Source organism: Alteromonas sp. B31-7 (assembly GCF_015767655.1).
In the GTDB taxonomy this organism is placed as follows: Bacteria; Pseudomonadota; Gammaproteobacteria; order Enterobacterales; family Alteromonadaceae; genus Alteromonas; species Alteromonas australica.
The window spans coordinates 2,424,208-2,449,755 of the sequence record NZ_CP065233.1; the positions used below are offsets into that span (position 1 = coordinate 2,424,208).

Annotated in this window: 22 protein-coding genes and 1 pseudogene; 8 read left to right on the forward strand and 15 right to left on the reverse strand. The window is 44.1% G+C overall.

Annotation, left to right across the window (positions count from 1 at the left end):
- Window positions 1-9 precede the first annotated feature (9 nt).
- From ihfB to gyrA, 6 genes are all read right to left on the reverse strand, one after another.
- Window positions 10-297: an integration host factor subunit beta gene (gene ihfB, locus IUA53_RS10330; RefSeq protein WP_044057213.1), complete on the reverse strand. Its 288-nt coding sequence runs from the start codon at window positions 295-297 to the stop codon at window positions 10-12.
- Window positions 298-371: 74 nt separating this feature from the next.
- Window positions 372-2,042 (reverse strand): 30S ribosomal protein S1, encoded by a 1,671-nt coding sequence (gene rpsA, locus IUA53_RS10335; RefSeq protein ID WP_044449549.1) that lies wholly within the window; start codon window positions 2,040-2,042, stop codon window positions 372-374.
- Window positions 2,043-2,162: 120 nt separating this feature from the next.
- Complete coding sequence (gene cmk / locus IUA53_RS10340) at window positions 2,163-2,834, reverse strand: (d)CMP kinase (RefSeq protein ID WP_044057214.1); 672 nt, start codon at window positions 2,832-2,834, stop codon at window positions 2,163-2,165.
- A 147-nt stretch (window positions 2,835-2,981) separates the two neighbouring features.
- Window positions 2,982-4,262: a 3-phosphoshikimate 1-carboxyvinyltransferase gene (gene aroA, locus IUA53_RS10345; RefSeq protein ID WP_196897042.1), complete on the reverse strand. Its 1,281-nt coding sequence runs from the start codon at window positions 4,260-4,262 to the stop codon at window positions 2,982-2,984.
- Between the two features lie 3 nt (window positions 4,263-4,265).
- A complete protein-coding gene (serC, locus tag IUA53_RS10350; protein WP_044058898.1) occupies window positions 4,266-5,351 on the reverse strand; it encodes a 3-phosphoserine/phosphohydroxythreonine transaminase in 1,086 nt (361 codons plus the stop codon).
- Between the two features lie 155 nt (window positions 5,352-5,506).
- The gene (gene gyrA / locus IUA53_RS10355; protein WP_044057216.1) at window positions 5,507-8,221 is read right to left on the reverse strand and encodes a DNA topoisomerase (ATP-hydrolyzing) subunit A; all 2,715 of its coding nucleotides are present in this window, start codon (window positions 8,219-8,221) and stop codon (window positions 5,507-5,509) included.
- 426 nt (window positions 8,222-8,647) lie between these two features.
- On the opposite strand from gyrA, the gene ubiG reads away from it, so the two are divergent.
- The 4 genes from ubiG (at window position 8,648) to yfaE (ending at window position 13,788) form a co-directional block, all read left to right on the forward strand.
- Window positions 8,648-9,355, forward strand: a complete 708-nt coding sequence (gene ubiG, locus IUA53_RS10360) for a bifunctional 2-polyprenyl-6-hydroxyphenol methylase/3-demethylubiquinol 3-O-methyltransferase UbiG (protein ID WP_196897043.1) — start codon at window positions 8,648-8,650, stop codon at window positions 9,353-9,355.
- A gap of 618 nt (window positions 9,356-9,973) precedes the next feature.
- Window positions 9,974-12,295 (forward strand): class 1a ribonucleoside-diphosphate reductase subunit alpha, encoded by a 2,322-nt coding sequence (nrdA, locus tag IUA53_RS10365; RefSeq protein ID WP_044057218.1) that lies wholly within the window; start codon window positions 9,974-9,976, stop codon window positions 12,293-12,295.
- Window positions 12,296-12,372: 77 nt separating this feature from the next.
- Window positions 12,373-13,503, forward strand: a complete 1,131-nt coding sequence (gene nrdB / locus IUA53_RS10370; protein WP_196897044.1) for a class Ia ribonucleoside-diphosphate reductase subunit beta — start codon at window positions 12,373-12,375, stop codon at window positions 13,501-13,503.
- 12 nt (window positions 13,504-13,515) lie between these two features.
- Window positions 13,516-13,788 carry a class I ribonucleotide reductase maintenance protein YfaE gene (yfaE, locus tag IUA53_RS10375; RefSeq protein WP_044057220.1) on the forward strand — a complete coding sequence of 91 codons (273 nt, stop codon included), beginning with the start codon at window positions 13,516-13,518 and terminating at the stop codon, window positions 13,786-13,788.
- On the opposite strand, the gene IUA53_RS10380 is transcribed toward yfaE, so the two are convergent.
- Genes IUA53_RS10380 through IUA53_RS10395 form a run of 4 tightly spaced genes read right to left on the reverse strand, consistent with a single transcriptional unit; the run spans window position 13,785 to window position 16,603 of the window.
- Window positions 13,785-14,879, reverse strand: a complete 1,095-nt coding sequence (locus IUA53_RS10380) for a nucleotidyltransferase family protein (RefSeq protein ID WP_196897045.1) — start codon at window positions 14,877-14,879, stop codon at window positions 13,785-13,787. The two genes, yfaE and IUA53_RS10380, sit on opposite strands and share 4 nt — an antisense overlap.
- Entirely contained in the window at window positions 14,876-15,754 is an 879-nt protein-coding gene (locus IUA53_RS10385) for an HprK-related kinase A (RefSeq protein ID WP_196897046.1), read from the reverse strand. Before IUA53_RS10385 ends, IUA53_RS10380 begins: the two co-directional genes overlap by 4 nt.
- Window positions 15,744-15,956 carry a hypothetical protein gene (locus tag IUA53_RS10390; RefSeq protein WP_044447642.1) on the reverse strand — a complete coding sequence of 71 codons (213 nt, stop codon included), beginning with the start codon at window positions 15,954-15,956 and terminating at the stop codon, window positions 15,744-15,746. The genes IUA53_RS10385 and IUA53_RS10390 overlap by 11 nt, the downstream gene beginning before the upstream one ends.
- Window positions 15,957-16,000: 44 nt before the next feature.
- The gene (locus IUA53_RS10395) at window positions 16,001-16,603 is read right to left on the reverse strand and encodes a hypothetical protein (protein WP_044057222.1); all 603 of its coding nucleotides are present in this window, start codon (window positions 16,601-16,603) and stop codon (window positions 16,001-16,003) included.
- A gap of 282 nt (window positions 16,604-16,885) precedes the next feature.
- On the opposite strand from IUA53_RS10395, the gene IUA53_RS10400 reads away from it, so the two are divergent.
- On the forward strand, window positions 16,886-17,989 hold the full coding sequence (locus IUA53_RS10400; RefSeq protein ID WP_196897047.1) for an NADH:flavin oxidoreductase: 1,104 nt from the start codon (window positions 16,886-16,888) through the stop codon (window positions 17,987-17,989).
- A 43-nt stretch (window positions 17,990-18,032) separates the two neighbouring features.
- Here the strand turns inward: IUA53_RS10400 and IUA53_RS10405 are convergent, their stop codons facing one another.
- The 4 genes from IUA53_RS10405 to dapA all read right to left on the reverse strand — a co-directional run bounded on the left by IUA53_RS10405 (window position 18,033) and on the right by dapA (window position 21,740).
- The gene (locus tag IUA53_RS10405; RefSeq protein ID WP_044057224.1) at window positions 18,033-18,896 is read right to left on the reverse strand and encodes a DMT family transporter; all 864 of its coding nucleotides are present in this window, start codon (window positions 18,894-18,896) and stop codon (window positions 18,033-18,035) included.
- Window positions 18,897-19,013: 117 nt separating this feature from the next.
- Window positions 19,014-19,727, reverse strand: a complete 714-nt coding sequence (gene purC, locus IUA53_RS10410; protein ID WP_196897048.1) for a phosphoribosylaminoimidazolesuccinocarboxamide synthase — start codon at window positions 19,725-19,727, stop codon at window positions 19,014-19,016.
- Between the two features lie 12 nt (window positions 19,728-19,739).
- A complete protein-coding gene (bamC, locus tag IUA53_RS10415; RefSeq protein ID WP_044057226.1) occupies window positions 19,740-20,843 on the reverse strand; it encodes an outer membrane protein assembly factor BamC in 1,104 nt (367 codons plus the stop codon).
- 12 nt (window positions 20,844-20,855) lie between these two features.
- On the reverse strand, window positions 20,856-21,740 hold the full coding sequence (gene dapA, locus IUA53_RS10420) for a 4-hydroxy-tetrahydrodipicolinate synthase (protein WP_044057227.1): 885 nt from the start codon (window positions 21,738-21,740) through the stop codon (window positions 20,856-20,858).
- Between the two features lie 180 nt (window positions 21,741-21,920).
- Here dapA and IUA53_RS10425 point away from each other — a divergent pair, with 180 nt between their 5' ends.
- The 3 genes and pseudogenes from IUA53_RS10425 to IUA53_RS10435 all read left to right on the forward strand — a co-directional run bounded on the left by IUA53_RS10425 (window position 21,921) and on the right by IUA53_RS10435 (window position 24,400).
- Complete coding sequence (locus tag IUA53_RS10425; protein WP_196897049.1) at window positions 21,921-22,484, forward strand: glycine cleavage system protein R; 564 nt, start codon at window positions 21,921-21,923, stop codon at window positions 22,482-22,484.
- Window positions 22,462-22,926, forward strand: coding sequence for a thioredoxin-dependent thiol peroxidase (gene bcp / locus IUA53_RS10430; RefSeq protein ID WP_044057229.1), 465 nt, complete (start codon window positions 22,462-22,464; stop codon window positions 22,924-22,926). The genes IUA53_RS10425 and bcp overlap by 23 nt, the downstream gene beginning before the upstream one ends.
- Window positions 22,927-23,072: 146 nt before the next feature.
- Window positions 23,073-24,400 (forward strand): annotated as a pseudogene (locus IUA53_RS10435) (IS4 family transposase).
- Between the two features lie 74 nt (window positions 24,401-24,474).
- On the opposite strand, the gene IUA53_RS10440 reads toward IUA53_RS10435, so the two are convergent.
- Window positions 24,475-25,548, reverse strand: coding sequence for an AI-2E family transporter (locus tag IUA53_RS10440; RefSeq protein ID WP_044447650.1), 1,074 nt, complete (start codon window positions 25,546-25,548; stop codon window positions 24,475-24,477).

The window sequence follows — 25,548 nt, forward strand, 5'->3', positions numbered from 1 at the left end:
GTTTTTATTTTAAGCTATTGACGCATCAACACGTTCGCGAAGCTCTTTGCCAGGTTTAAAGTGTGGCACATATTTACCATCTAACTTTACTGTTTCACCGGTTTTTGGATTTCTACCTACGCGAGGCGCACGGTAGTGCAGTGAAAAACTTCCAAACCCACGAATTTCAATACGCTCACCCTTTTGAAGGGTTTGCGCCATTTGTTCGAGAAGTTCTTTAATCGCTAATTCGAGTTCTTTCGCTTGAATGTGACGCGCTTGATCTGCGAGCCGTTCAATTAATTCAGACTTGGTCATATAAACCTCATTGTCAATAATATGGTTAAACAGCTAGCGCAAATCGGGTGTGCATATGCACACCCGCAGCAGCATTATTCGCCTTTAGCAGCTTTAAATGCTTCTGCCATCGCGTTAGCGAAACCAGCGTCTTCTTGCTGGTTAACTTTATCGATAGCTTCTTTCTCGTCAGCTTGATCTTTCGCTTTAACAGAAAGGTTAACAGTGCGATTCTTACGGTCAACGCCCATAAATTTCGCTTCAATGCTATCACCAACTTTCGCTTCTTCAGTTGCGTCTTCAATACGGTCAACAGAAAGATCTGCAACACGGATGTAGCCATCAACTTCTTCAGCTAGGTTTACAGTAACGCCTTTAGCATCAACTGCTGTTACTGTACCAGTAACGATAGCACCTTTCTTGTTATCTGTCAGATACTTGTTGAAAGGATCTTCTTCAATCTGCTTAACGCCTAGAGAAATACGCTCACGCTCTGGGTCGACTTGTAGTACAACTGCAGAGATTTCGTCGCCTTTCTTATAGTCGCGAACTGCGTCTTCACCAGACTTGTTCCAGCTAATGTCAGAAAGGTGAACTAGACCGTCGATACCACCGTCAAGACCGATGAAGATACCAAAGTCAGTGATTGACTTGATCTTACCAGACACTTTGTCACCTTTTTCGTGTGACTTAGCGAAAGTTTCCCAAGGGTTGTCGATGCACTGCTTAAGACCTAGAGAAATACGACGACGTTCTTCGTCGATTTCAAGAACCATAACATCTACTGTGTCACCTAGGTTAACAACTTTAGATGGGTGGATGTTCTTGTTAGTCCAATCCATTTCAGAAACGTGTACAAGACCTTCTACGCCGTCTTCGATTTCTACGAAGCAACCGTAATCAGTTAGGTTAGTTACCTGACCGTTGATCTTAGTACCTTCTGGGTAACGTGAAGCAATTTCTTGCCATGGATCGTTGCCCATTTGCTTCATACCAAGAGAAACACGTTGCTTCTCTTTGTCGAACTTAAGTACTTTAACGTTGATTTCGTCACCAACATTCACGATTTCACTTGGGTGCTTAACGCGCTTCCAAGCCATATCAGTGATGTGTAGTAGACCGTCTACGCCGCCAAGGTCAACGAACGCTCCGTAATCAGTAAGGTTCTTAACGATACCTTTGATTTCGTGGCCTTCTTCAAGGTTAGCAAGAAGCGTTTCGCGCTCAGCGCTGCTTTCTGCTTCAATAACTGCACGACGAGAAACAACAACATTGTTACGCTTAGCGTCAAGCTTGATAACTTTAAATTCAAGCTCTTTGCCTTCAAGGTGCGTAGTATCACGTACTGGACGTACGTCAACTAGTGAACCAGGAAGGAATGCGCGAACACTGTTAACTTCAACAGTGAAACCGCCTTTAACTTTACCGTTGATAACGCCTTTGATAGTCGCTTTATCATCGTAAGCTTTTTCCAGCTCAACCCACGCTTCGTGACGCTTGGCTTTTTCGCGAGAAAGGATAGTTTCACCGAAACCATCTTCAACTGCATCTAGTGCTACGTCTACTTCGTCACCGATAGCGATTTCTAGTTCGCCTTCAGCGTTCTTAAATTGGTCTGCTGGGATAGCACTTTCTGATTTCAAGCCCGCATCAACAAGAACGATGTCTTTGTCGATAGAAACAACAGTACCTTTTACAATTGAACCAGGACGTGTTTCTAGTTCTTGTAAGCTTTCTTCAAAAAGTTGTGCAAAATTTTCAGTCATAAGGTTTAAATAAACTTTTAAGTTGATATCCACGCTTCTAATCCGGACAACGTGGGGTTATTAAAAATCGTCGCTACTCCCTGTTGCAACGCTGCTTTGGATGCGATTGTCTCGCGCTTTTTACAAGCGTGAGGAAATAATATCCATCGCTTTTTCAAAGACTTGGTCAATATCCAAGTCCGTCGAATCAATAATTACTGCATCTTGTGCCGGCACCAAAGGGGCAACCGAACGTTGTGTGTCACGCTCGTCTCTTGCTTTGATATCGGTTAAAAGGCGCGCAATATTAACATCCATCCCTTTATCTTTCAACTGGCTATAGCGACGCTCTGCGCGGGCTTCAGCACTGGCTGTAAGAAATATCTTTACATTTGCTTCCGGGAATACAACGGTGCCCATGTCTCTTCCATCGGCCACTAAACCCGGATCTTGCTGAAATGCCCGCTGACGTCTAAGTAATGCTTCTCTTACTCGAGGTAAGGCTGCGACTTTAGAGGCGACTGCGCCCACATCTTCAGTACGGATATCATCTGTAACGTCTTCGCCTTCAAGGATAATGCGGGTTGCATCCTCGTTAGTTTCAAAACTTACATCAAGACCGGTTGCTAGTGGAACAACACATTCTTCATCTTCACACGGAAGGTCGTGGTGTAAGGCGGCAACAGCTAATACGCGATAAATTGCGCCACTGTCTAAAAAATGCCAACCTAGTTTTTTCGCCAGTAAGCTACTTAACGTACCTTTACCAGCACCACTAGGACCGTCTACCGTGACAACGGGTGTGGAATGCATACCTGCTCCAGAATTTAAAATACTAAAAAATCGCGCGCAATTATACGCGTTCATAACAGATAAGCAATGCCACCGGGCGACGATGGCATTGGATGTTAGACTAATTTATAAGGGCAGATCGCTGCAATTTTGCAGATAAACGCCAAATTAGCTGTATAGCGTGGCAAATCGAGTAAAGTAGTCTGGGAAGGTTTTACGCGTGCAACCTGGGTCATTAATGGTAACAGGGGTGTCACTTAACGCCACAAGAGAAAAACACATGGCTATGCGATGGTCGTTGTAGGTGTCAATTTCCGCATGCTTAAGTGACGCCGTTGGCCAAACTTTAATAGAGTCATGGCCCTCTTCCACTTTAGCCCCTAATTTTTGCAGTTCGGTTGCCATGGCTGCCAAACGGTCAGTTTCTTTGACCCGCCAGTTATAGATGTTTGTCATGGTTGTTGGACCTTCGGCAAACAAAGCCGTAGTCGCTATGGTCATGGCCGCATCAGGGATATGGTTCATATCCATGCTGACACCTTTGAGCGGCGCGCCTGTCACTTCTACATATTCGTCATTCCAGACCACCTTTGCACCCATTGCTTCAAGTACATCGGCAAAACGAATATCACCCTGTATCGAATTTTGCCCAATACCGGTTACGCGTACCGTACCACCTTTAATGGCGCCGGCTGCAAGGAAGTAAGACGCCGAAGATGCATCACCTTCTACCATAAATTTTCCCGGGGCTACGTACTTTGCGTCTCCCGAAATGGTGAATGTCTGGTAGTTGTCATTTTCAACAGACACACCAAACTTCGCCATGGTATCTAAGGTAATATCGATGTAAGGTTTTGATACTAATTCGCCTTTGATACGAATAGTAACATCGCCTGCAAATAAGGGGGCTGCCATTAACAGCGCTGTCAAAAACTGACTGGATACACTACCGTCAACGGACATTTCCCCACCAAGCAAGGTTTTACCCTTTATCTGAAGAGGTGGAAAACCGTCGTTTTTCAGGTAACTAATGTCAGCATTGGCTTCACGTAGCCCATCGACTAAATCGCCAATGGGGCGCTCTTCCATACGTGGCTCGCCGGTAAGTACACAGTCTACCTTGCTTGCAGCTAAGGCGGCACACAAAGGACGCATTGCAGTACCCGCGTTTCCTAAAAATAGTTCTAGTGGTTCTGCGACATTAAATGCCCCGCCGTTACCGCTAACCGTACAGCCTGTTTTATCTTCATTAAGCGTATACTGAATGCCCAATTGCGTAAGCGCGTTAAGCATATGCGAAATGTCATCGCTGTCTAACAAATTCGTTAGCTCCGTGTCACCTTCTGCTAAAGCGGCCAGTAACAGCGCGCGATTTGATAAGCTCTTTGAACCAGGTACATTGACCTCTCCCGATACTTTTGCAATCGGTGCTAATGTTAACTGTTCCATTTTTTACCCATTTACTCTTTCAAATTCGCGCATAAATTCAACTAGCGCCACAATACCTTCGACTGGCATTGCATTATAAATACTGGCTCGCATGCCACCTACAGAGCGGTGACCTTTAAGCGCCAGTAAGCCTGCTGCTTGTGATTGCTCTAAAAACAAGCTGTCTAGCGCCGGATTAGCCAGATGGAAAGGAACGTTCATTTTGGAGCGGTTATCAGGATGAACCTTACTCGAATAAAAATCTGAACTGTCGATGGCAGAATACAGTAGCGCGGCTTTTTCCCCGTTACGTTTTGCCATGGCATTCACGCCGCCCATGTCTTTTAACCACTCAAACACTAAACCAGCCAAGTACCATGAAAAGGTTGGCGGCGTGTTGTACATGGAATCAGATTTTGCTGCTAAAGCGTAATCGAAAATGGAGGGGGTTTCTTTTCGGGCTTTGCCAACAAGATCATCCCTAACAATCACCACAGATAAACCACTTGGACCAATATTCTTCTGGGCTCCGGCATAAATAACGCCATGCTTCGCCACATCCAACGGTTGCGACAAAATGGTAGAAGACATATCTGACACTAAAGGCACATTTCCCGCTTCAGGCAACCAGTCATAGGCGATACCGTCAACGGTTTCATTAGGACAAAAGTGATAGTAAGCCGCAGACTGGTCAATATCACTTAAAGCCGGTGGTGCAACATACTGGAGACCGTCTTTTTCTGATACATCGCCGACCACAACCGCCTTGTTGTATTTATTTGCTTCGGTTACCGCCCCTTTAGACCAAGAGCCACTAACAAGGTGCAAACTGGTGTCGTTGGGGTTAGACAAGTTTAGTGGAACCGCGGCAAACTGTCCTCGCCCACCACCGTGAGTAAAGAGCACATGATAGTTTGATGGGACAGACAAGAGATCACGAAGATCTTGTTCGGCTTTTGCTGCTATTTCGATGAAGTCTTTGCCTCGGTGGCTAACTTCCATCACAGAGCAACCAAGGTCGCGCCAATTGGTAAATTCTGCTTGGGCTTTTAGCATAACTTCTTTGGGAAGCATGGCTGGGCCGGCACTAAAGTTAAAAACCTCTTTCATTGCGTTTTTCAACACCTGTAAATAATCCCATTTAGACTCGGTCATGCCGTGTGAAAAAGCATTTACCTTGCCTAAATGGTAAAACAAGCGGCTTAAGCCGCTTGTTTTTAAAGAACACTGATAACGCGCTAAGCCTTTCGGTTAGCGCACCACCCCTACTCTTCTGTCGTTGAGCCATCGCTGTCTTGTGCAGCGTTATCTTGCTCTGGAACAGCAGTTTCTGCTTGTTCTGCTACCTCTTCTGAAATAATTGGGTTACCGTCTTCATCTAGTTCTTGTAACTCAGCCACTTCTTCAATGCGTTGTAATCCAACGACGTGCTCGCCTTCTACAGTGCGTATAAGTCGAACACCTTGTGTGTTACGCCCTACTACAGACACTTCACTTACACGTGTTCTTACTAAGGTACCTTGGTCGCTGATCAACATAATTTCGTTGCTGTCATCAACCTGTACCGCACCCACTACCTTACCGTTACGCTCAGAGACTTTAATTGATACAACACCTTGTGTTGCTCGGCTTTTCGCTGGGTAATCATCAAGCGGCGTACGCTTTCCAAATCCGTTTTCGGTGGCAGTAAGTACAGGGCCGTCGCCTTTCGGCACAATCAGTGAAACCACTTTTTGGCCGTCTTGCAAACGGATACCACGAACACCTGTTGCGGTACGACCCATTGGACGCAGTGCTAATAGCTCTTCACCGGTTTCAGGGTCACGTTTAACTTCGCCTGTTTCGCTGTCACGAAGTTTTTCGTTAAAGCGAACCACTTTACCTGCATCAGAAAACAGCATGATGTCGTCGTCACCATGGGTGATATCAACACCAATAAGCTCATCACCTTCATTCAAGTTAACGGCAATAATACCGCTTGAACGTGGGCGAGAATATAGACTCAGATCGGTTTTCTTCACGGTACCGTTGGCCGTTGCCATCAATACATATTTGCCTTCTTCAAACTCTTTAATTGGAAGAATAGCAGTAATACGCTCGCCTTCTTCAAGAGGAAGAATATTAACAATAGGACGTCCACGTGCATTTCGGCTGGCGAATGGCAATTGATACACTTTCAGCCAGTACAAACGACCACGGGTTGAGAAGCATAAGATATGATCATGGGTATTAGCCACCAACAGTTTTTCGATGAAATCTTCATCTTTCATCTTAGTTGCCGATTTTCCACGGCCACCACGACGTTGCGCTTCATAGTCGGTAAGCTTTTGATATTTTACATAACCTTCACGAGAAAGCGTCACAACAACGTCTTCTTGTTCAATTAAATCTTCAATATCTATATCATGACTTGCCGCCGTAATTTCGGTACGACGTTCATCACCAAATTCGTCGCGTACTTTTTCTAGCTCTTCTTGAATCACTTCCATCAAACGCGCTGGGCTGTTTAAGATGTGTAGCAATTCAGCAATAAGCTCAAGTAGCTGCTTGTATTCTTCTAAGATTTTTTCGTGTTCTAAGCCGGTTAGCTTATGTAAACGAAGATCGAGAATGGCCTGCGCCTGTTGTTCCGTTAGGAAATACTGACCATCACGAATACCAAATTCTGGCAATAACCATTCTGGACGCGCCGCATCATCGCCAGCACGCTCTAGCATTTGCGCTACGTCACCTAGATCCCAGCCTTGTGCCACTAAAGCTTTTTTCGCTTCTGCAGGGCTTGGAGAGGCTTTAATCAACTCAATGATAGGGTCGATATTCGCCAGGGCAATCGCCAAACCTTCAAGGATATGGGCACGATCACGGGCTTTTCGCAGCTCAAATACAGTACGACGAGTGACGACTTCACGACGGTGCAGTATAAAGGCTTCTAAGGTGTCTTTTAGATTAAAGACTTTAGGCTGGCCATTGTCCAACGCCACCATATTAATACCGAATACTGTTTGTAACTGTGTATTGGCATATAAATGGTTAAGCAGCACTTCTGCTGATTCATTACGTTTGACTTCTACAACAATACGCATTCCGTCTTTATCAGATTCGTCACGGAGTGCAGAAATACCTTCGATACGCTTTTCTTTAACCAGCTCGGCAATTTTTTCAATTAAACGAGCTTTGTTAACCTGATACGGAATTTCATTAATGATAATGGTTTCTTTACCGTTATCTTCCGTTTCAATTTCCGCTTTAGCACGCATATATATTTTGCCGCGACCAGTACGGTAAGCGTCATCAATACCTTTACGTCCGCTTATCATAGCGGCTGTAGGGAAATCAGGACCAGGAATATAGGTCATGAGATCATCAATGGTGATATCTGGGTCTTGAATTAACGCCACACAGCCATTGATAACTTCAGTTAAATTGTGCGGGGGAATATTGGTAGCCATACCCACCGCGATACCAGAAGACCCATTCACTAGCAGGTTGGGCACCTTAGTCGGTAAAACTTCTGGTATAAATTCAGTACCATCATAGTTAGGTACAAAATCTACTGTCTCTTTATCGAGATCAGCCAATAGTTCGTGGGCGATTTTCGCCATACGAACTTCTGTGTAACGCATAGCCGCCGCGGAGTCACCGTCCACAGAACCAAAGTTACCTTGGCCATCTACTAACATGTAGCGTAGCGAGAATGGCTGTGCCATACGTACGATAGTATCGTAAACAGCAGAGTCACCATGAGGGTGATACTTACCAATTACGTCACCTACCACACGGGCAGATTTTTTATATGGCTTATTGAAGTCATTTTTAAGTTCGTTCATGGCGAACAGCACGCGACGGTGCACTGGCTTCAGGCCATCTCTCACGTCAGGCAAGGCTCGCCCGACAATAACGCTCATCGCGTAATCAAGATAAGAGTTTTTTAGCTCTTCCTCGATATTTACGGGGAGGATTTCTTTAGCGTTATCAGACATAAACTGCTTAATCCCTTTATTTCGGTTTGTTCTGCGTAATCCATTCCAGTGCGTATGCTATATCAATCGTGACACAGCGCGCTTAACTGAGGGCTCGCATTGTTATTATGGGGGTCATAATCCTGTTCGAGTGTAACACTTGATGACAAAATTATGTAGCGCTTAATTACTTAACCCACCTTAGGTTATAACAACCGTTTACTTTTCGTTCAACAGTTTACCCTAGATGGATATTCCCCACTAAAAACGATGCACATAAGTGCGGTTTTGCGCTATTTTATCACGTTATCTCGTAGCCAATAGTACACTTACGCAATGGCGGACAATAAAATACAGTCAGCATAACCTGTCATCGAAGATGTCTCATTGCTTTATTAGGTGGTGCAATTAGCTACTTTTAATTAGTCACAAATAGGAAGGTAAAAAATGACGAATGTTGATGAGCAAGAAATTGGTAAATTTTCTGAGCTCGCATCAAGATGGTGGGATCCCGAAGGTGAATTTAAACCCCTTCATCTAATTAATCCCCTTCGTTTAGATTTTATCAATCAACACAGTCAAGGGCTGTTCGACAAAAAGGTATTGGACATTGGCTGTGGTGGCGGAATTTTAGCGGAATCAATGGCAAAAGCGGGCGCGCAAGTTACCGGCTTAGACATGGCTCAGGCATCACTCGATGTGGCGAAACTCCATGGTTTAGAATCAGGCGTTAAGGTTAGCTATCATTGTGAAACCGCTGAAAACTTTGCCGACGCCCATCCAGCTGAATACGACGTGGTCACCTGTATGGAAATGTTAGAGCATGTTCCCGACCCTGCTTCGGTGGTAAAAGCATGTGCGACCATAGTTAAGCCCGGTGGTCACGTATTTTTTTCCACACTCAATAGAAATATTAAATCTTATTTAATGGGGATCCTTGGTGCAGAATATCTGTTAAAACTCGTACCTAAGGGAACACATGATCATGGTCGCTTCATTAAACCATCGGAACTCATTGCAATGACAGATGAAGCAAACCTTTTTCCCCGTGATATGACAGGTTTACACATGGACCCGCTTTCCCAAGGCTTTTACTTGTCAAACAAAAACGTGGATGTGAACTACCTACTCTATACTGTACGTGAGGAAGATTAAGGCACTAGATATAGGGCTTCGGTGATAATTTAGCCACCATATATCGTGTTTTTATAAAAAAACGGTTTTTGGAATAATTTATTTTAACCTTTAATCATTTTTTTCAATAGTGCTTGCATTCCATCGATTTGACGATTGTAGAATGCTAAAAAGTTAGTTGTTACTAACCTAATTTCCGTGCCAGTTTAAGTGGTGGAATAAGCAACAGGTATTGGGTTGCAATCGAAGGCAAACCTCACTATCTTGTGATGAGTTCAAAGGGGGAGATCCTAGGATCATCTAAACGATCATTCTTCTCGATCAAAGTAGGATCTTGGCTTTTGACACTCGGCTTGGTTATGTCCAAGACCATGGTGACTAACCTTCATAATGGTCTGCGGTGTAAATAGCCTCACAATACAGACAGAAATTGCAAAAAGTACAAAAAATATAACAACTCGTGCAAGTAAGATTGATACGCAACGTGGTTTTGCCCTGATGGCATTCAACCAACCTCGTTGTGTTTTGTTGTGTAGTTATCGCGGTAATGCATTTATCGCCGCACAATAATAAACGAACACAAAATATAACAGGGCTACATGCCCACGATTCAAGCGCTAACAGACAACGGCCAGTAACATGAATAATAACTTATCTGTCACCAAGCGAAACGGTGAAAAAGAGTCCATCGACCTAGAAAAAATTCACAAGGTTGTGACGTGGGCAGCTAAAGGATTACACAACGTTTCAGTTTCTCAAGTAGAAATAAAAGCGCAAATCCAATTTTACGACGGTATTAATACCAGTGAAATTCACGAAACTTTGATTAAGTCAGCCGCGGATCTTATTTCGACAGACGCGCCTGATTATCAATATTTAGCCGCTCGCCTCGCTATCTTTCATTTACGTAAAAAAGCCTACGGCCAATTTGAGCCGCCAGCGTTATTCGACCATGTCAGTAAAATGGTAGAAATGGGCAAGTACGACAGTCATATTCTTGAAGATTACAGCGCTGAAGAATTCGCAGAAATGGAAAACTATATTGACCATTGGCGCGATATGAATTTCAGCTACGCGGCGGTTAAGCAGCTAGAAGGTAAGTATTTAGTACAAAACCGTGTTACAGGTGAAATCTACGAAAGCGCACAGTTTCTTTATATTCTAGTGGCGGCCTGCTTATTCGCTAATTACGATAAAGCGACGCGCATGGACTACATTCGTCGTTTTTACGACGCAGCGTCTACATTTAAACTGTCACTTCCTACGCCTATCATGGCCGGAGTTCGTACCCCTACTCGTCAATTTAGTTCATGTGTATTGATTGAAACAGGCGATAGCTTAGATTCTATTAATGCGACAGCAAGTGCCATTGTGAAGTACGTTAGCCAGCGTGCCGGTATAGGGGTAAATGCGGGCCGTATTCGCGCTCTAGGTAGCCCTATTCGTGGTGGCGAAGCCTTCCATACGGGTTGTATCCCCTTCTACAAGTACTTCCAAACAGCAGTGAAAAGCTGTTCACAAGGCGGTGTTCGTGGTGGCGCAGCTACTTTGTTCTACCCCATCTGGCATATGGAAATTGAATCGTTACTGGTACTTAAAAATAACCGTGGTGTTGAAGAAAACCGCGTTCGCCACCTTGATTATGGCGTTCAATTTAACAAATTAATGTACCAACGCATGATGAAGGACGATTACATCTCATTGTTCAGTCCGTCAGATGTACCTGGGCTCTACGATGCTTTCTTTGCGGATCAGAATAAGTTTGAAGCACTGTATGTGCAGTACGAAAACGACGATAGCATTCGCAAAAAACGCATTAAAGCCATGGAACTGTTTAGCTTGTTTATGCAAGAGCGTGCAAGTACAGGCCGTATTTACCTACAAAACGTTGACCACTGTAATACTCACAGTCCGTTCAATCCAGAAGTCGCCCCTGTTCGTCAAAGTAACTTATGTCTTGAAATTGCGCTACCGACTAAGCCACTTCAACATGTGAATGATGAAAATGGTGAAATTGCGCTGTGTACCCTGTCAGCCTTCAATCTAGGTGCTATTGAATCATTAGACGAGTTTGAAGAGCTTGCTGATTTAGCTGTACGTGCCCTAGACAATCTGCTTGATTATCAAGATTATCCGGTACCTGCCGCGTATAACGCAACCATGGGTAGACGTACATTAGGTGTGGGCGTAATCAACTTTGCTTACTACCTCGCTAAAAATGGGGTTAAATACTCAGATCATAGCGCGAATGGTTTGGTTCACCGTACCTTCGAAGCAATGCAATACTACCTCTTGAAAGCGTCAAATAACTTGGCGAAAGAAAAAGGGGCGTGTCCTAAGTTTAATGAAACCACTTACTCTCAAGGTATTATGCCTATCGATAGCTATAAGAAAGAGCTAGATAGCGTATGCAACGAACCTTTGCATTACGATTGGGACGCATTGAGAGAGGAAGTAAAAACACACGGCCTACGTAACTCTACTTTATCAGCGCTTATGCCGTCTGAAACCTCTTCGCAAATCTCTAATGCTACCAATGGTATTGAGCCGCCACGAGGATTCATCAGTATTAAGTCTAGTAAAGACGGTATTTTGAAGCAGGTTGTACCTGAATACGAAACATTAAAAGACAAGTACGAATTACTGTGGGATATTCCATCAAATGATGGTTATTTGCAGCTTGTTGGAATTATGCAGAAGTTTATTGACCAAACCATTTCTGCCAACACCAACTATGATCCAAGCCGTTACGATGGTAATAAGGTCCCGATGAAGCTATTGCTGAAAGACCTACTAACCACTTACAAGCTTGGTGTAAAAACACTTTATTATCATAACACTCGCGATGGTGCCACAGATGCAACTGCCGTTGATGCAAAAGCCAACGTGCCTTTGCCTCGTCAGGAAGAAGTGGTAGTAGAAGAAGACGATGATTGTGCTGGCGGTGCGTGCAAAATTTAGTGCGCACCCTTTGCCTTATCGCAGCAAGAACACCAATAAATAAACGCGTTTATCATTAAGTTTTTAGTTAGGCCACCATGAAATATACTACGTTTAATCAGCAAAGTACTAACCCCTTGGTTGAGCCAATGTTTTTCGGTAACCCCGTTAACGTTGCCCGCTACGACCAACAAAAGCATGCTATCTTCGAAAAGCTTATTGAAAAGCAAATTAGCTTTTTCTGGCGCCCAGAAGAAGTTGACGTTTCACGAGACCGTGTAGACTTTCAAAAGCTAACCGACCCAGAAAAGCATATTTTTATTTCAAACTTGAAATATCAAACACTGCTAGATTCTGTGCAAGGACGAAGCCCTAACATTGCGTTTCTTCCCATCATTTCCTTACCGGAATTAGAAACTTGGGTAGAAACCTGGTCGTTTTACGAAACGATTCACTCACGCTCTTACACGCATATTCTTCGTAATCTGTTTTCAGATCCTAGTGAAATTTTTGAAGACATTGTAGTAAACGAAGAAATTAAGCGCCGTGCAGCGGATATTTCTAAGTACTACGACGATTTGATATTTGCTACCCAACTTTGGCAAACCCAAGGGGAAGGTGTGCATACCGTTGGTGGCACAGCCTATACGGTAAATATGTACGAGCTTAAGAAAAAGCTGTTCTTGTGCATGAACTCGGTAAATGCGCTAGAAGCCATTCGCTTTTATGTTTCTTTTGCCTGTACCTTTGCGTTTGCAGAACGTAAGTTGATGGAAGGTAATTCAAAAATCATTCGTTTGATTGCGCGAGATGAAAACCTTCATTTGTCTTCTACCCAGCACATTTTAAATTTATGGGCGAAGGGTAAAGACGACCCCGAGATGGCGCAAATTGCAGAAGAGTGTAAATACGAAGCTCGCGACATCTTTATGAACGCCGTAGCGCAAGAAAAAGAATGGGCAGATTACCTGTTCAAGAGTGGTTCCATGATTGGTTTGAACAAAGAAATTCTTTGCCAATACGTAGAGTATATTGCAAACCAACGGATGACAGCCATTGGTCTTGACGCACCATTTGATGTCAGCAGTAACCCGCTACCTTGGATGAACAACTATCTTAATTCCGATAATGTTCAAGTTGCCCCTCAAGAATCTGAAATTAGCTCTTACCTTGTAGGACAAATCGATTCAACGGTTGGCGAAGGTGATTTTGCCGATTTTGAGCTGTAATTTATTGCAGTAATGAATAAAAACGATAAGGCTTTTCGCATCGATGTGGTAGATGTGGGAAGCCTATCTGCAACACCTGAAACCACCCTACTCACCGCACTCGAAAACGCCAACGTGCATATTCACTATCATTGTCGTGAAGGATTTTGTGGTGCATGCAGGACAAAATTACTTGAAGGTGAAGTAGAGTATAAAACCGACCCACTTGCGTTTATTGATGACGACGAGATACTACCTTGTTGCTGTGTCGCGTTGTGCCCACTCAAAATTAAAGTACAGCTTTAACTGCCCGATTGACTGTTTTTAAAAACATGGTCACCGAATAACTTTTCAATCAATTTCCTGCTGCCTTTAACAAGGAAATGATACAGCAGAATGGGTATTGGCATTTTACACCAATGGCCCCGTGCCCAAGCCAACGTAATAGCAATGCCTTGATATTTACATGGCATGTATGGGTGCGATGGCAACACTGTTTTACTGTATATATTTTTCAGCAGCCACCATTTAGCCTTAGGTAAAGTGTTAGGCTGCAAAGCCTTCGGCACACCTACATCAAAAAACTGACTCACAAAGTAAAGGGCAAGAATAACATCGGTTTTAAAACCCACACAGTCGGTTAACCTCACCAATTCAGTCCAAAATTCCTGGCTGTCAAAACGCTGAATGAGCAACCAAATATCGATGAGATCTCGGTAACCTTTATCTTGATCTTCGTTAAAAAACAGATGAACACTTGAATGCAATACAAGTGCGGCCGGTGACAATGTTTCAAACCCACCTTGGCTTTGCATGGTGTGCTCGGTGAGTATGGCGCTTGGGGGGGCCTTTCCGGATACCGGCGGCACAATATTGTGATGAATATCAAGCACAGTCCCTCGGTTACTATGGATTAAAGGCGGAATTTCGTGCATCCATTTGCGGTAATACGCTTCGTCGTAGTTATTCACGGGTTTAGCAATCCAACCTTTAAACCCTAAACGCTTTTCGATAGACAATAGTGCGTCTTTATCCACTAAGATATCAATATCAGAATACACTCTCCCTTTCGCCAGCTGGCCGCCAAGCAAGGTATAAGCCGCCCCTTTTAAAAACAAAATATGCTGACTAAACTGACTGCACAACGGCACTAACATTCGTGCTTCTATTTCAACCTGTTTAGCTTGTCTGGTTGCTAGGGTTTTCGCATTACCCAGGTGCGCTTGAACAAACGCTGGAAATCCCTCACTTTCATCCTCATACCAATAAGCAAATCTCGCCAATAGCATTTCACTTCTCAGCAATAACACTAAGGCTTCCCACTCTCGATTGCTTAACGAAGACAGCTGAGCCTGCTTTAACCAAATACCATGTAAGAAATCTGCACTAAAGATCACGTTGCTATTGCCAAGGTTTCTTCAATAAAGCTCACTATTTCATCAGCCTCATTAAAGGTAATGTGATACGCACTGACCTTGTCGGCTATACCCGCTAAGGTACTAAACCCTTGGGCACCTAAAATACCAATATTAAAGCAATGCTCGTAAATCTGATTAAAAGCTTGCCTGTGTGTAAGAGGTTGAATTTCGCAATAGGTATCTGCCCGGTAGCTGGGGAGTACGACTGCACTTAGCGAAGCGGTACACCCTTTTTCACGCCACGATATCTCGGTGGGCGCCAGGTGTACCACATCACCTTTGTGCGTATTGGGTGCAATGTCTGATTTTGCCTGTTCAGGTAGCCATTCGCTGACAATGTCTACTGATGCGTTTTTTAAACATACTGGTCTTACAAATGGGGTAACCGTTAAAGTATTGGGCGTAATAAGCGCAAGTTCATCAGATAAAAGACGCCACCCATGCTTCATAAATGCACAACTGGTGGTACTTTTACCTGAGCCAGGGTGAGCGGGTAGCAGTATGGCTTTATTGTCTTTTGCCAACACACCAGCATGCACAATGACATGGCTAACCTCATGCGCTGCAATGACCCAGTTTAGCCCCCACTCCAGCATTGCATAGCTCTTGTCTGCATCCATAGGCAGGAAAGGCTCAAGGTCATCGCATTTAAAACGCGCTTGCTGTTTCCACGGCCGCCCTACTTTACGCTGTAGTAGTAGAGACACAGAATAATGGGCAAAATCGTTTTCTGTGGGCGCGGTATTTAAGTTGGCACTACCATACACCCGCTGAAGATTATTGATAACAAGGGTAGAGTTCGTTGTCACGCGAAACGAAAAGGGGACGGTGTTTAATATGACTTCATGCATCATCACTGACAATCCAGCCACGCTTTTCTAATTTTTCAATACTGTATGCATGGTATTCGGTAATGTGGAGTTTACCGCTCTCTATCGAAAAGCAAAGGGCAAGTGATAGAATGTCACCACTGTATTCGTCATAAAACACGCTGCCGCTATTATCTGCAAAACAAAAAGGAATGATGCCATCACGCAATGTCACGGTTTGGTTCATTAACCCATGCCACTCCCTGTTGCGTTAGCGCTAAACGACAAACCTTACTGGCACACGTTACCGACGTGATTATCGTCAATAAAGTTGGACATTTCATCAGCCACCGAATAGGTATTCCATTTCGCGTCAGAATACAGGTCTCGGGCATAGGCTTCTGGAGTAGAATATGCACCGCCAGATGACGGGTCGGCTACTGGGAACCACACATCATTGCTGCCAGACATATAGGCGTTCGCGTACATAGCAACCAAGAAATAATTGACATTAGATGGGCCGCCCAATTTACTCTTGTTGTTAGAGACTTTTAATGTACCGCCACCACCTGGCGCATCCAATACATCTTGTAACGTAACGCTGCGCAATTCAGAAGTGCTTGTTTTTGTGTCCGCAGTACCAATTAAATCGCCGCCAAAAATGTAATAGAAACTTTCGTGACTTGGCCAGCCACTATGGTTTTTGTAGTAACCTGGAGAAAGTACAGCAAGACACTGCGTAGTAAGATTTGAAGAGCCCTGCCCCGAAGCCACGATAGAAGTCGTCACAGTATTGGCCCACACTGATTTTGCCGGAATTGACGCCACAGCGGTGCCGGCAGCAAGCCCCTTTAAAATCCGACGACGAGACTTATCTTTAGCATTGACTTCCATATGACCTCCCACAACACCTCGTTAACTGCATAAGCCCTTCACACAGGCAATATAACCAAGCTGTACTCATAGTGAAATAGAGCTATTGGCTAATGATAACACTAAACCAGAAGCAATTTACAACTATAGTATAATGCGAATTTCACCCTAAGAAAGGTGCATTGCGTTTTTCTCTATTTATTTCCTTATAAATAACCATCATAAATAGAAAATTGACTGTGTCGACTTAGCCCTTATTATGAATCCGATCAGTTATTTACAGTTTCACATTAAGGATTCACCATGACTGCGAACGTAAACGCACTATTTACATCATTTAATAGCAAGAACCTTTCGCTGAGTAACCGGGTGGTAATGGCACCGATGACGCGACAATTTTCGCCCAATGGTATCCCTACTTCAGACGTGGCAGGCTATTACAAACGGCGTGCGCAAGGTGGCACGGGCCTTATTATTACAGAAGGAACAACGGTAAACGATAAAGTCGCCACAATGGATGCAAACATTCCTCAATTTCATGGTGAAGAAGCACTGACAGGTTGGAAACAGGTTGTGAGTGAGGTGCATCAAGCTAACGGTAAAATCATGCCTCAATTATGGCATGTTGGTATGGCGCGTGTTGCTGAAAAAGCCCCCTACCCTGAGCTTCCTAGTGCAGGCCCTTCTGGTCTATTTAAACCAGGTAAACAAGGCGCTGAACCTATGACAGTGCAGCATATAGAGGCTGTCATTCAAGCCTTTGCTGATGCCGCCTCGGATGCCAAGGCTATCGGTATGGACGGCGTGGAAATTCACGGTGCCCATGGCTATCTTGTTGACCAGTTCTTCTGGGAAGGCACTAATCAGCGCACAGATAGCTGGGGTGGCAATATGGCCAACCGAAGCCGCTTTGCTATTGAAATTGTAAAAGCAATAAGAGCGGCAACGGGCCCTGATTTTCCTATTGTTTTACGTTACTCACAGTGGAAGCAACAAGATTATACGGCACGGTTGGCTCATACGCCGCAAGAACTCGACGCCTTTTTGACCCCACTGAGCGATGCGGGCGTGGATATTTTTCATTGTTCTCAACGTCGCTATTGGGAGAATGAATTCGAGGGAAGTGAATTAAACCTGGCGGGATGGACGAAGAAGATCACTGGCAAACCTACGATTACCGTGGGCTCAGTTGGGCTTAGCGGGGACTTCTTTGGCGCATTTAAAGGTCAAGGGTCACAAACCCGTGCCGTAGACGACCTTATTGCAAGACTAGAACATAATGAGTTTGATTTAGTGGCAGTGGGTCGCGCTTTACTGCAAGACCCTAATTGGGCAAACAAAATTAAGGAAAATAAGACGAGTGAGCTCAGTGAATACTCAGGTGAAGCACTAGCAAGTTTATCTTAACGCGAATGGGGTATTTAGGCATGCCTATCTACCCCCGTTTTACTTAGCGTTTGGCGATAACCAACCCTATACCACCCAACGTCATTAGTGACGCCACGATAATTTGCATATTAATAGCCTCAGCCAGAAAGACCCACCCCATAAGGGTAGCAATAACAGGGACGCTTAATTGCACAGTGGCTGCTGTGGTGGAACGAATTAAAGGTAACGCTTTGTACCATATAGCATAACCGCAGCCAGAAGCGATAATTCCAGATGCCAACGCATATATTACCCCGCCTATATCAAACTGTAGATTTCCTTCAAACGCAAGCATAGCCAGTAAAGGTAAAGAGATTATAGTGGCTACGGCAAAGTTACCCGCAGTAAGGCGTAACGGGTTGACGGCTTTTTTGCCCAATAAAGAATACACACCCCATGCCATGCCTGCCATTACCATGAACACCGCGGAAACCAAGGGTGGCGTGCTTGCAGAAGGCAGGAGTAAGACGATTAACCCCGCTAAGGCAAGGCCGAAACCAATCCACTGTAATAAAGAAAATCGCTCGCCAGTAAAATAGCTAACACATAACATAGTGAGCTGTACCGCCCCAAATAATAACAGTGCGCCTGTGCCTGTAGACATATTCACGTATGCATATGAAAAACCAGCCGCATAAATAAATAAGGCTATAGCCCCTACCAACTTCGCGTTTGAAAATATCACGCTAAAAATGGCACGCTTCCTAGCGCTTTTGGGTTGATTAAAAAGTACCAACAGGCAAAGGCAGAGTGCTCCGCTAAACAAGCGAATGACAGTAAACAGGCCTGGATCGATATGCGTATTCGCTAATGCCATACGGCAAAAAAGAGAATTGGCGGCAAACGCCAGCATAGACACGCCCACTAACGCCCAAGTTTTACTCATCAATAACCCTCATCCTGTATGACTCCCTCGCGCCCCTGTTTGACTGGGCAACTTTTGATTGTGCAAAAGAAAAGGACCTGAGAAGGTCCTTTTTTATTTCAATAAGTCGCGACTTAATTAAAGTGACAAGCCTATACGCTGAGCAACTTCAATGTAAGTTTCTACCACAGATCCTAAACCTTGTCTGAAACGATCTTTATCCATTTTCTTGCGCGTTTCTTTGTCCCACAAACGACAACCGTCTGGTGTAAACTCATCGCCAAGTACAATATTACCGTCTTTGTCGACGCCAAACTCTAGTTTATAGTCAACAAGTAGCATTCCGCCTTCTGCGAATAATGCTTTTAGCACACTGTTTACTTCAAACGTAATGGCTTTCATTCTAGCGATTTGCGCTTCAGTAGCCCAACCGAAAGAAGCAATGTGGTAATCATTGATCATGGGGTCATGCAAAGCATCGTTTTTCAAGAAAAACTCAAAAACAGGTGGCGATAACTCTTGGCCTTCTTCAACACCTAAGCGGCGAACAAGAGAGCCCGCTGCCAGGTTCCTTACCACGCACTCAACTGGAATCATATCGAGCTTCTTAACCAGAGACTCGGTATCTGAAATCAGTGATTCCACCTGAGTGGCAATGCCCGCCTCTTCAAGTTTTGTCATAATGAAATGATTAAACTTGTTGTTGACTTCACCCTTGCGATCAAGCTGTTCTATTTTTTCGCCATCGAACGCCGAAGTGTCGTTGCGAAAGTGCAAAATAAGTTTGTCGCTATCATCGGTAAAATACACCGTTTTTGCCTTACCACGGTAAAGCTCGTCACGTTTTTCCATTCTCAGTCTCAATTAAATATCAAGGTTATCTTCTGACATGACCTCAGCAAAAGTGCTGTATAGGTCGGACACCTGATTAGCTTCAAAAGGCTGACTTTCATTGTCCATAAAGGTAATGCTAGTGCGGTTTTCGCCAGCAGCCTTTACTTTCAAGCGATAGTCACCCTTTTCTAACAATTCTTGATTACTAGAAAATAAACCATCCCACCAGCTTCCATCACCACCATTGTAGGTAACGAATAATAGCCCTGTTGATTTATCTAAATCTTTTACGTCGAAGCCTAGTTTACGCAATACAAGCAAGGTACGTGGCCAAACCACATCATATTGTGACGACACCACATAGGCTGCATCACCGTCATCGTTAAAGCCCATTTCAGTTTCAAGGCCCTGACGGATACGCGCTATTCTGCGGGTTTCTTCAAGTTGTACTTGATATTCGTAGTGACCCACTACTTGGTTTAATACATCAACCTCTTCACGACGCTCTTGAAGGCTAGTAATTTCGTCCTTCACGTCGTCACCCACGGTTTCCATGTAGTCTTTTAAGTCTACACTTAAGGCCGCACTTCTACCGTGAGGTTTAACGTCGAGGTTAAATTCAAAACGTCGACCAATTTGGCTTTCCGTACTGGTCCAGCTATACCAAGGGCTATCAAGTTCCTTGGTAATAATCATCCAATCGGTAATAAGTACTTTATTGTCCGGATCGAAGCTATCAACACCAATACCTTGCTGATCTAAAAAGCTAAGTAACGAGTTCCAAATGGCTTGATCTAGCGGTTGACTGTCATCCACTTGGTCGAACCAAATAGTGGCGGTATGTTGACCTTCCTCAACATGTGACCCTGTCACGAGAGGTAAAACAAGCGCTGGCGACTGAACAATTAAGTTTTTACCCACGAGTGAGGTGTCTGCATCTTTACTGACTTCAGGCAGCGCGAACTCTCGGGAAAAAGCAGGCGTATCGAGATCAGAAGGTACGGAAAGTTTTTTCGTTTCTTCTGTTTTTAAATACTCATAACTGCCAGAAGCGGTTTTTCTATCTATTTGGCTTGAACAACCTGCAAGTGCTACCACGGCCAGTGAACTTGCTAGAGCCAGCGTTCTTTTCATCTGTGTTCCTTATTAACCAGAAATCAATTCGTATTTTTGTAATAGTTCTTCGATATGTTTTTGGCTTGCAAGTTCCGGTAAAACCATCGGTAATCGCATTTCAGCACTTTCCATCATGCCCATTTTGTACAATGCCCACTTCGGCATAACCGGGTTAGGCTCGATAAATAGGGCGCTGTGGAGTAGTTCAATGGTTTTATCAATCGCTTTACATTGAGCAAAATCTTTTGCCAATGCGGCTTCGCACATTTGCGAAATTGCCTTTGGCACCACATTCGCTGTAACCGATATGACACCATGACCACCTTCACACATGAAATCACTACTGGTACCGTCATCGCCACTTAATAATACGAAATCTTTCGGTACGAGTGCCTGCGTTGCTTTTAATCGAGAAATATCGCCCGTTGCGTCTTTCAAGCCGACAATATTTTTATGCCCGGCTAATTCACTTACGGTTTCTGGCAACATGTCTGCAACAGTTCTACCAGGCACGTTATAAAGCAAAATAGGTAATTCGCTGGCATCGGCAATCGCATTGAAATGCGCCACCATACCGGCCTGTTGCGGCTTGTTGTAATAAGGTACAACGCTTAAGAATCCGTCGATACCCGCTTTACCGAGCTGCTCAGTAAGAAAAATTGCTTCAGCTGTAGAGTTTGCCCCACTGCCAGCAATAACAGGTATAGCACCTGACGCCATGGCAACGGTCTCTTTTACTACGTTAACGTGTTCGTCAAAGGGTAGAGTGGCCGATTCACCTGTGGTGCCAACCGATACAATCCCATGCGTACCCTGCTCTACATGAAAGCGTACTAACTTTTCTAATGACTTATAATCGATATCGCCGTTTTGGAACATCGGCGTGACGAGTGCTACGTAACTGCCAGTAAACATAATCTCTCCGCAAAATGTGAGCGCACATGGTAAATATGTCAGTGCCTAAACACAAGCGGCACGACAGGCAAAATGGTAAGAATTTACCAATATATCCCCTTCTCACCCCAAAAAGGCGCTAACTTCGCAAAAAACTCTATGCTAACATCGTCAAAATGGTTCCCTCAGATGTAAACTTGCATGTCTAAACATCAACTTATCGTGACAATATTAGGCACGGATAAAACGGGTATATTAAGCGAGTTAGCCTCGACGGTCTCTGAAGCACAATGCAACATTCTCGACAGTCGACAAGCCATTTACGGTAAAGAATTTTCGCTTACAATGATTTTAGAAGGCTCACAACCGGCTATTACGAAAGCCGAGTGCCTTATTCCCCCCGTGTGTCAGCGCCTTGATCTGCTGTCAATGATGAAGCGTACTAGCCATCACGCCAAGCAAAATTTGGAACATCTTTTTCATGTTGAGTTCAGTGGCGAAGATACCGCTGGGCTTATAAAATCCGTTACGGGCTTCTTTGCTGATAGAAACGCGTCAATAAGCGCATTTAGGCAAAAAACATACAGACAGACCGGTTCACAAAAAGAGTCGATGAAGTGTAAATTCGTCGTGAACATGCCTGCTCACGAAAACTTCGACGCTTTAGAGGCAGAATTAACTGCCCTTTTCGAAACATTAAACGTAACCGGAAAAGTCATCGATAAACACAAGAAGGAGACAAATGAAAACCTTACAAGCTGGTGATAAAGCACCTCAGTTCTCATTACAAAATCAAAACGATGAAACGGTATCTCTTAGCGACTTTGCGGGAAAAAAAGTACTGGTATACTTCTACCCGAAAGCCATGACGCCCGGATGTACGGTTCAGGCCCAAGGGCTGCGTGACAGCAAAGAAGAATTGGTCGCTAAAAATGTTGAAATACTCGGCATCAGCCCAGATCCCGTTAAGCGCTTACCGAAATTTGCAGACAAAGAAAGCTTAAACTTCACCCTACTTTCAGATGAAGACCATGCTGTGGCTGATGCGTTTGGCGTGTGGGGCTTGAAAAAATTCATGGGTAAAGAATATGATGGTATTCATCGTATCAGCTTCATGATTGACGAAAACGGTACCATTGAACAGGTTTTCAATAAGTTTAAAACCAAAGAACACCACACCGTCATTTTGGATTATTTAAATACCTAAACGCGCACGTGGGAAAATGACTATATGCACAAAAAAGCCGCTACTGAAGCGTAATGCCGATCAGTTAAGAAATAATTTAACGATCGGTTGACCGATCTTTTTAACGGTTCAAAATCCGATATCAGGTTCTGATATCGGATTTTTTTATGCGTTTTGAAAGCGAATTAGCGAATGTTTTTAAGTCTTCAGACAATTTTCATACCTTTGAAAAATATGCGGAGCTTCTTTCTCCAGAGCTTATTAAGCAAGGCTTCGAACAAGCAGGTGTCGCTACTATTCGTAAACGAAGGCTGCCTTTAGAAACAGTACTCTGGTCAATTGTTGGCATGGCACTGTATCGGCAAGAATCTGTCTGGAATATCGCGACGCAGATGGACATCATGCTGCCAGATAAAAAGGCTTTAGTCGCACCAAGCGCAATGGTTCAAGCTAGGCAACGATTAGGAGAAGATGCAGTGCGAGAAGTGTTTCGTTTGATGGCAAAAAATAGCTATGAGTCTACGCGGTTTGAGCGTTGGGCGGGACTCAATTTACTTGCTGTGGATGGTGTCGTTTGGCGAACCGCCGATACACCAGAAAATCATAAGGTGTTTGAAACGCAAAGTAATCAGCATAGTGAAAATATTTACCCCCAAATCCGTATGGTCTGTCATATGGAGATTATTAGCCATCAGCTTATAAATAGCGCTTTTGCAGGCTATCGTACCAATGAAATGAAGTTGGCAGAGGAGCTAGTAGAAACAACCCCTGACCATTCTTTAACACTATTCGATAAAGGGTACTACTCGCTTGGCTTACTAAACCGTTGGCACCAAGCTGGTGAGCAAAGGCATTGGATGATACCTGCTAGAAAAGACCTTCGATACGAAGTGATAAGCAGCTTTAGTAAGCAAGACAAGCATATACGCCTAGCGTGCACGCCTCAGGCAAGAAAGAAGTTCGAAGATTTACCTGAATTTATAGAAGCTAGATTAGTAACCAAAACTATTAAAGGAAAACGTATAGGATGTTGTCATCAATGGTGGACCCATTGCGTTTTCCTAGCGACGAGATGGTAGAGTTGTATCGATATCGCTGGGAGATTGAACTGGGTTATCGCGAGATGAAGCAGTCACTACTGAACAATGAGTATACGCTGAGAAGTAAACGCCCAGACATGATAAGGCAAGAGTTATGGGGCGTTCTATTATGTTACAACTTAATCAGACAAGGTATGACTGCGGCGGCGAATAAACTAGGCGGTGTATTACCGAATCAACTCAGCTTTACAAGTTGCGCTATGGCCATTACGCACTTCTTCGTTACTGTATCTCTAAGTAGCCCGGGGAACATACCAAAAATATACAATGCTTTACTTACTCAGATGGGATACTGCTTACTTCCGCCGAGGCGCGAGGACAGGTGTTATCCAAGATGGGTTAAGCCAAAACCCAAGAAATATCCTCTCAAAAAGAAAAAATGCCAGTCAGCTTAACTGACTGGCATTACGCTACTGAAGCGGCTTTTTTTATTGCTGATTAACTGGCGTTTGTCGTGGCCTCATACCACCTACATTGCGCTATCTTGCATCACAGGAGGATTACTCGACCATGCGGTAACAACAGCTTTCACTAGGGTCGCTAAAGGAATGGCGAAGAATACCCCCCAAAAGCCCCATAAGCCGCCAAATACCAACACCGCGATAATGATGTAAAGCGGATGCAAACTGACAGCCTCAGAGAACAACAATGGCACCAGCAAGTTGCCATCTAAGGCTTGAATGATGCCGTAGGCTATCATGAGATACCAAAACTCAGGGGTAAAACCCCATTGGAACATGGCAACCACGGCCACAGGTATCGTCACCACTGCCGCACCTATATAAGGAATCAGTACAGATAGCCCCACCAATACCCCTAACAAAATGGCGTATCTTAAGTCCATTAAGACGAAAGTAATACATGACACCGCGCCCACAATAACGATTTCAATCACCTTGCCACGAATATAGTTGGCGATTTGTGCATTCATTTCATGCCCAACCTGGGTAATAAGTCGGCGCTCTTTAGGCAGAAGTCGAGAGATATTTTCTAGGAAAAACATTTTATCTTTCAGCATAAAAAATATCATCAAGGGCACAAGCACAATGTAAACCAGCAATGCCGCTACATTAGCAATATTGCTAAAGGACACAGAAATAAGCGTTTCTCCTACTTCTACCAATTTTTCATTCAGCCCTTCCATCATCTGATGTATCTGATACACCTGCACGTAGTCTGGGTATTTTTCAGGCAACGTTAAGATCCAATCTTGTGCCTTTTGCCATATTAACGGCGATTCTTGCACAAGATTCACGCTTTGCTTTGAAATAATAGGCACAAGCCCAATTAAAAGTAATATGGTGAGCGTTATAAAACCCAACAACACAGCGCCACAGGCAAGCCCGCGCCCCACCCCAATTTTGACTAATTTGGTCACGGGCCAATCGAGTAGATAAGCAATAACGGCTGCCACTAAGACAGGCATAATAAGCTCACCCCACAACAGCAATACCGTGGTTGTGAGCAAAATAAGGATAAGCAGCATGGCTGCATCAGGATCGGAAAATTTGCGTCGGTACCATCTACCAAACACATTAATCAT

Coding starts and splice junctions, on each gene's coding strand:
- ihfB (WP_044057213.1), bottom strand. CDS start 297: ATGACCAAGTCTGAATTAATTGAACGGCTCGCAGATCAAGCGCGTCAC.
- rpsA (WP_044449549.1), bottom strand. CDS start 2,042: ATGACTGAAAATTTTGCACAACTTTTTGAAGAAAGCTTACAAGAACTA.
- cmk (WP_044057214.1), bottom strand. CDS start 2,834: ATGCATTCCACACCCGTTGTCACGGTAGACGGTCCTAGTGGTGCTGGT.
- aroA (WP_196897042.1), bottom strand. CDS start 4,262: ATGGAACAGTTAACATTAGCACCGATTGCAAAAGTATCGGGAGAGGTC.
- serC (WP_044058898.1), bottom strand. CDS start 5,351: ATGAAAGAGGTTTTTAACTTTAGTGCCGGCCCAGCCATGCTTCCCAAA.
- gyrA (WP_044057216.1), bottom strand. CDS start 8,221: ATGTCTGATAACGCTAAAGAAATCCTCCCCGTAAATATCGAGGAAGAG.
- ubiG (WP_196897043.1), top strand. CDS start 8,648: ATGACGAATGTTGATGAGCAAGAAATTGGTAAATTTTCTGAGCTCGCA.
- nrdA (WP_044057218.1), top strand. CDS start 9,974: ATGAATAATAACTTATCTGTCACCAAGCGAAACGGTGAAAAAGAGTCC.
- nrdB (WP_196897044.1), top strand. CDS start 12,373: ATGAAATATACTACGTTTAATCAGCAAAGTACTAACCCCTTGGTTGAG.
- yfaE (WP_044057220.1), top strand. CDS start 13,516: ATGAATAAAAACGATAAGGCTTTTCGCATCGATGTGGTAGATGTGGGA.
- IUA53_RS10385 (WP_196897046.1), bottom strand. CDS start 15,754: ATGATGCATGAAGTCATATTAAACACCGTCCCCTTTTCGTTTCGCGTG.
- IUA53_RS10390 (WP_044447642.1), bottom strand. CDS start 15,956: ATGAACCAAACCGTGACATTGCGTGATGGCATCATTCCTTTTTGTTTT.
- IUA53_RS10395 (WP_044057222.1), bottom strand. CDS start 16,603: ATGGAAGTCAATGCTAAAGATAAGTCTCGTCGTCGGATTTTAAAGGGG.
- IUA53_RS10400 (WP_196897047.1), top strand. CDS start 16,886: ATGACTGCGAACGTAAACGCACTATTTACATCATTTAATAGCAAGAAC.
- IUA53_RS10405 (WP_044057224.1), bottom strand. CDS start 18,896: ATGAGTAAAACTTGGGCGTTAGTGGGCGTGTCTATGCTGGCGTTTGCC.
- purC (WP_196897048.1), bottom strand. CDS start 19,727: ATGGAAAAACGTGACGAGCTTTACCGTGGTAAGGCAAAAACGGTGTAT.
- bamC (WP_044057226.1), bottom strand. CDS start 20,843: ATGAAAAGAACGCTGGCTCTAGCAAGTTCACTGGCCGTGGTAGCACTT.
- dapA (WP_044057227.1), bottom strand. CDS start 21,740: ATGTTTACTGGCAGTTACGTAGCACTCGTCACGCCGATGTTCCAAAAC.
- IUA53_RS10425 (WP_196897049.1), top strand. CDS start 21,921: ATGTCTAAACATCAACTTATCGTGACAATATTAGGCACGGATAAAACG.
- bcp (WP_044057229.1), top strand. CDS start 22,462: ATGAAAACCTTACAAGCTGGTGATAAAGCACCTCAGTTCTCATTACAA.
- IUA53_RS10440 (WP_044447650.1), bottom strand. CDS start 25,548: ATGATTAATGTGTTTGGTAGATGGTACCGACGCAAATTTTCCGATCCT.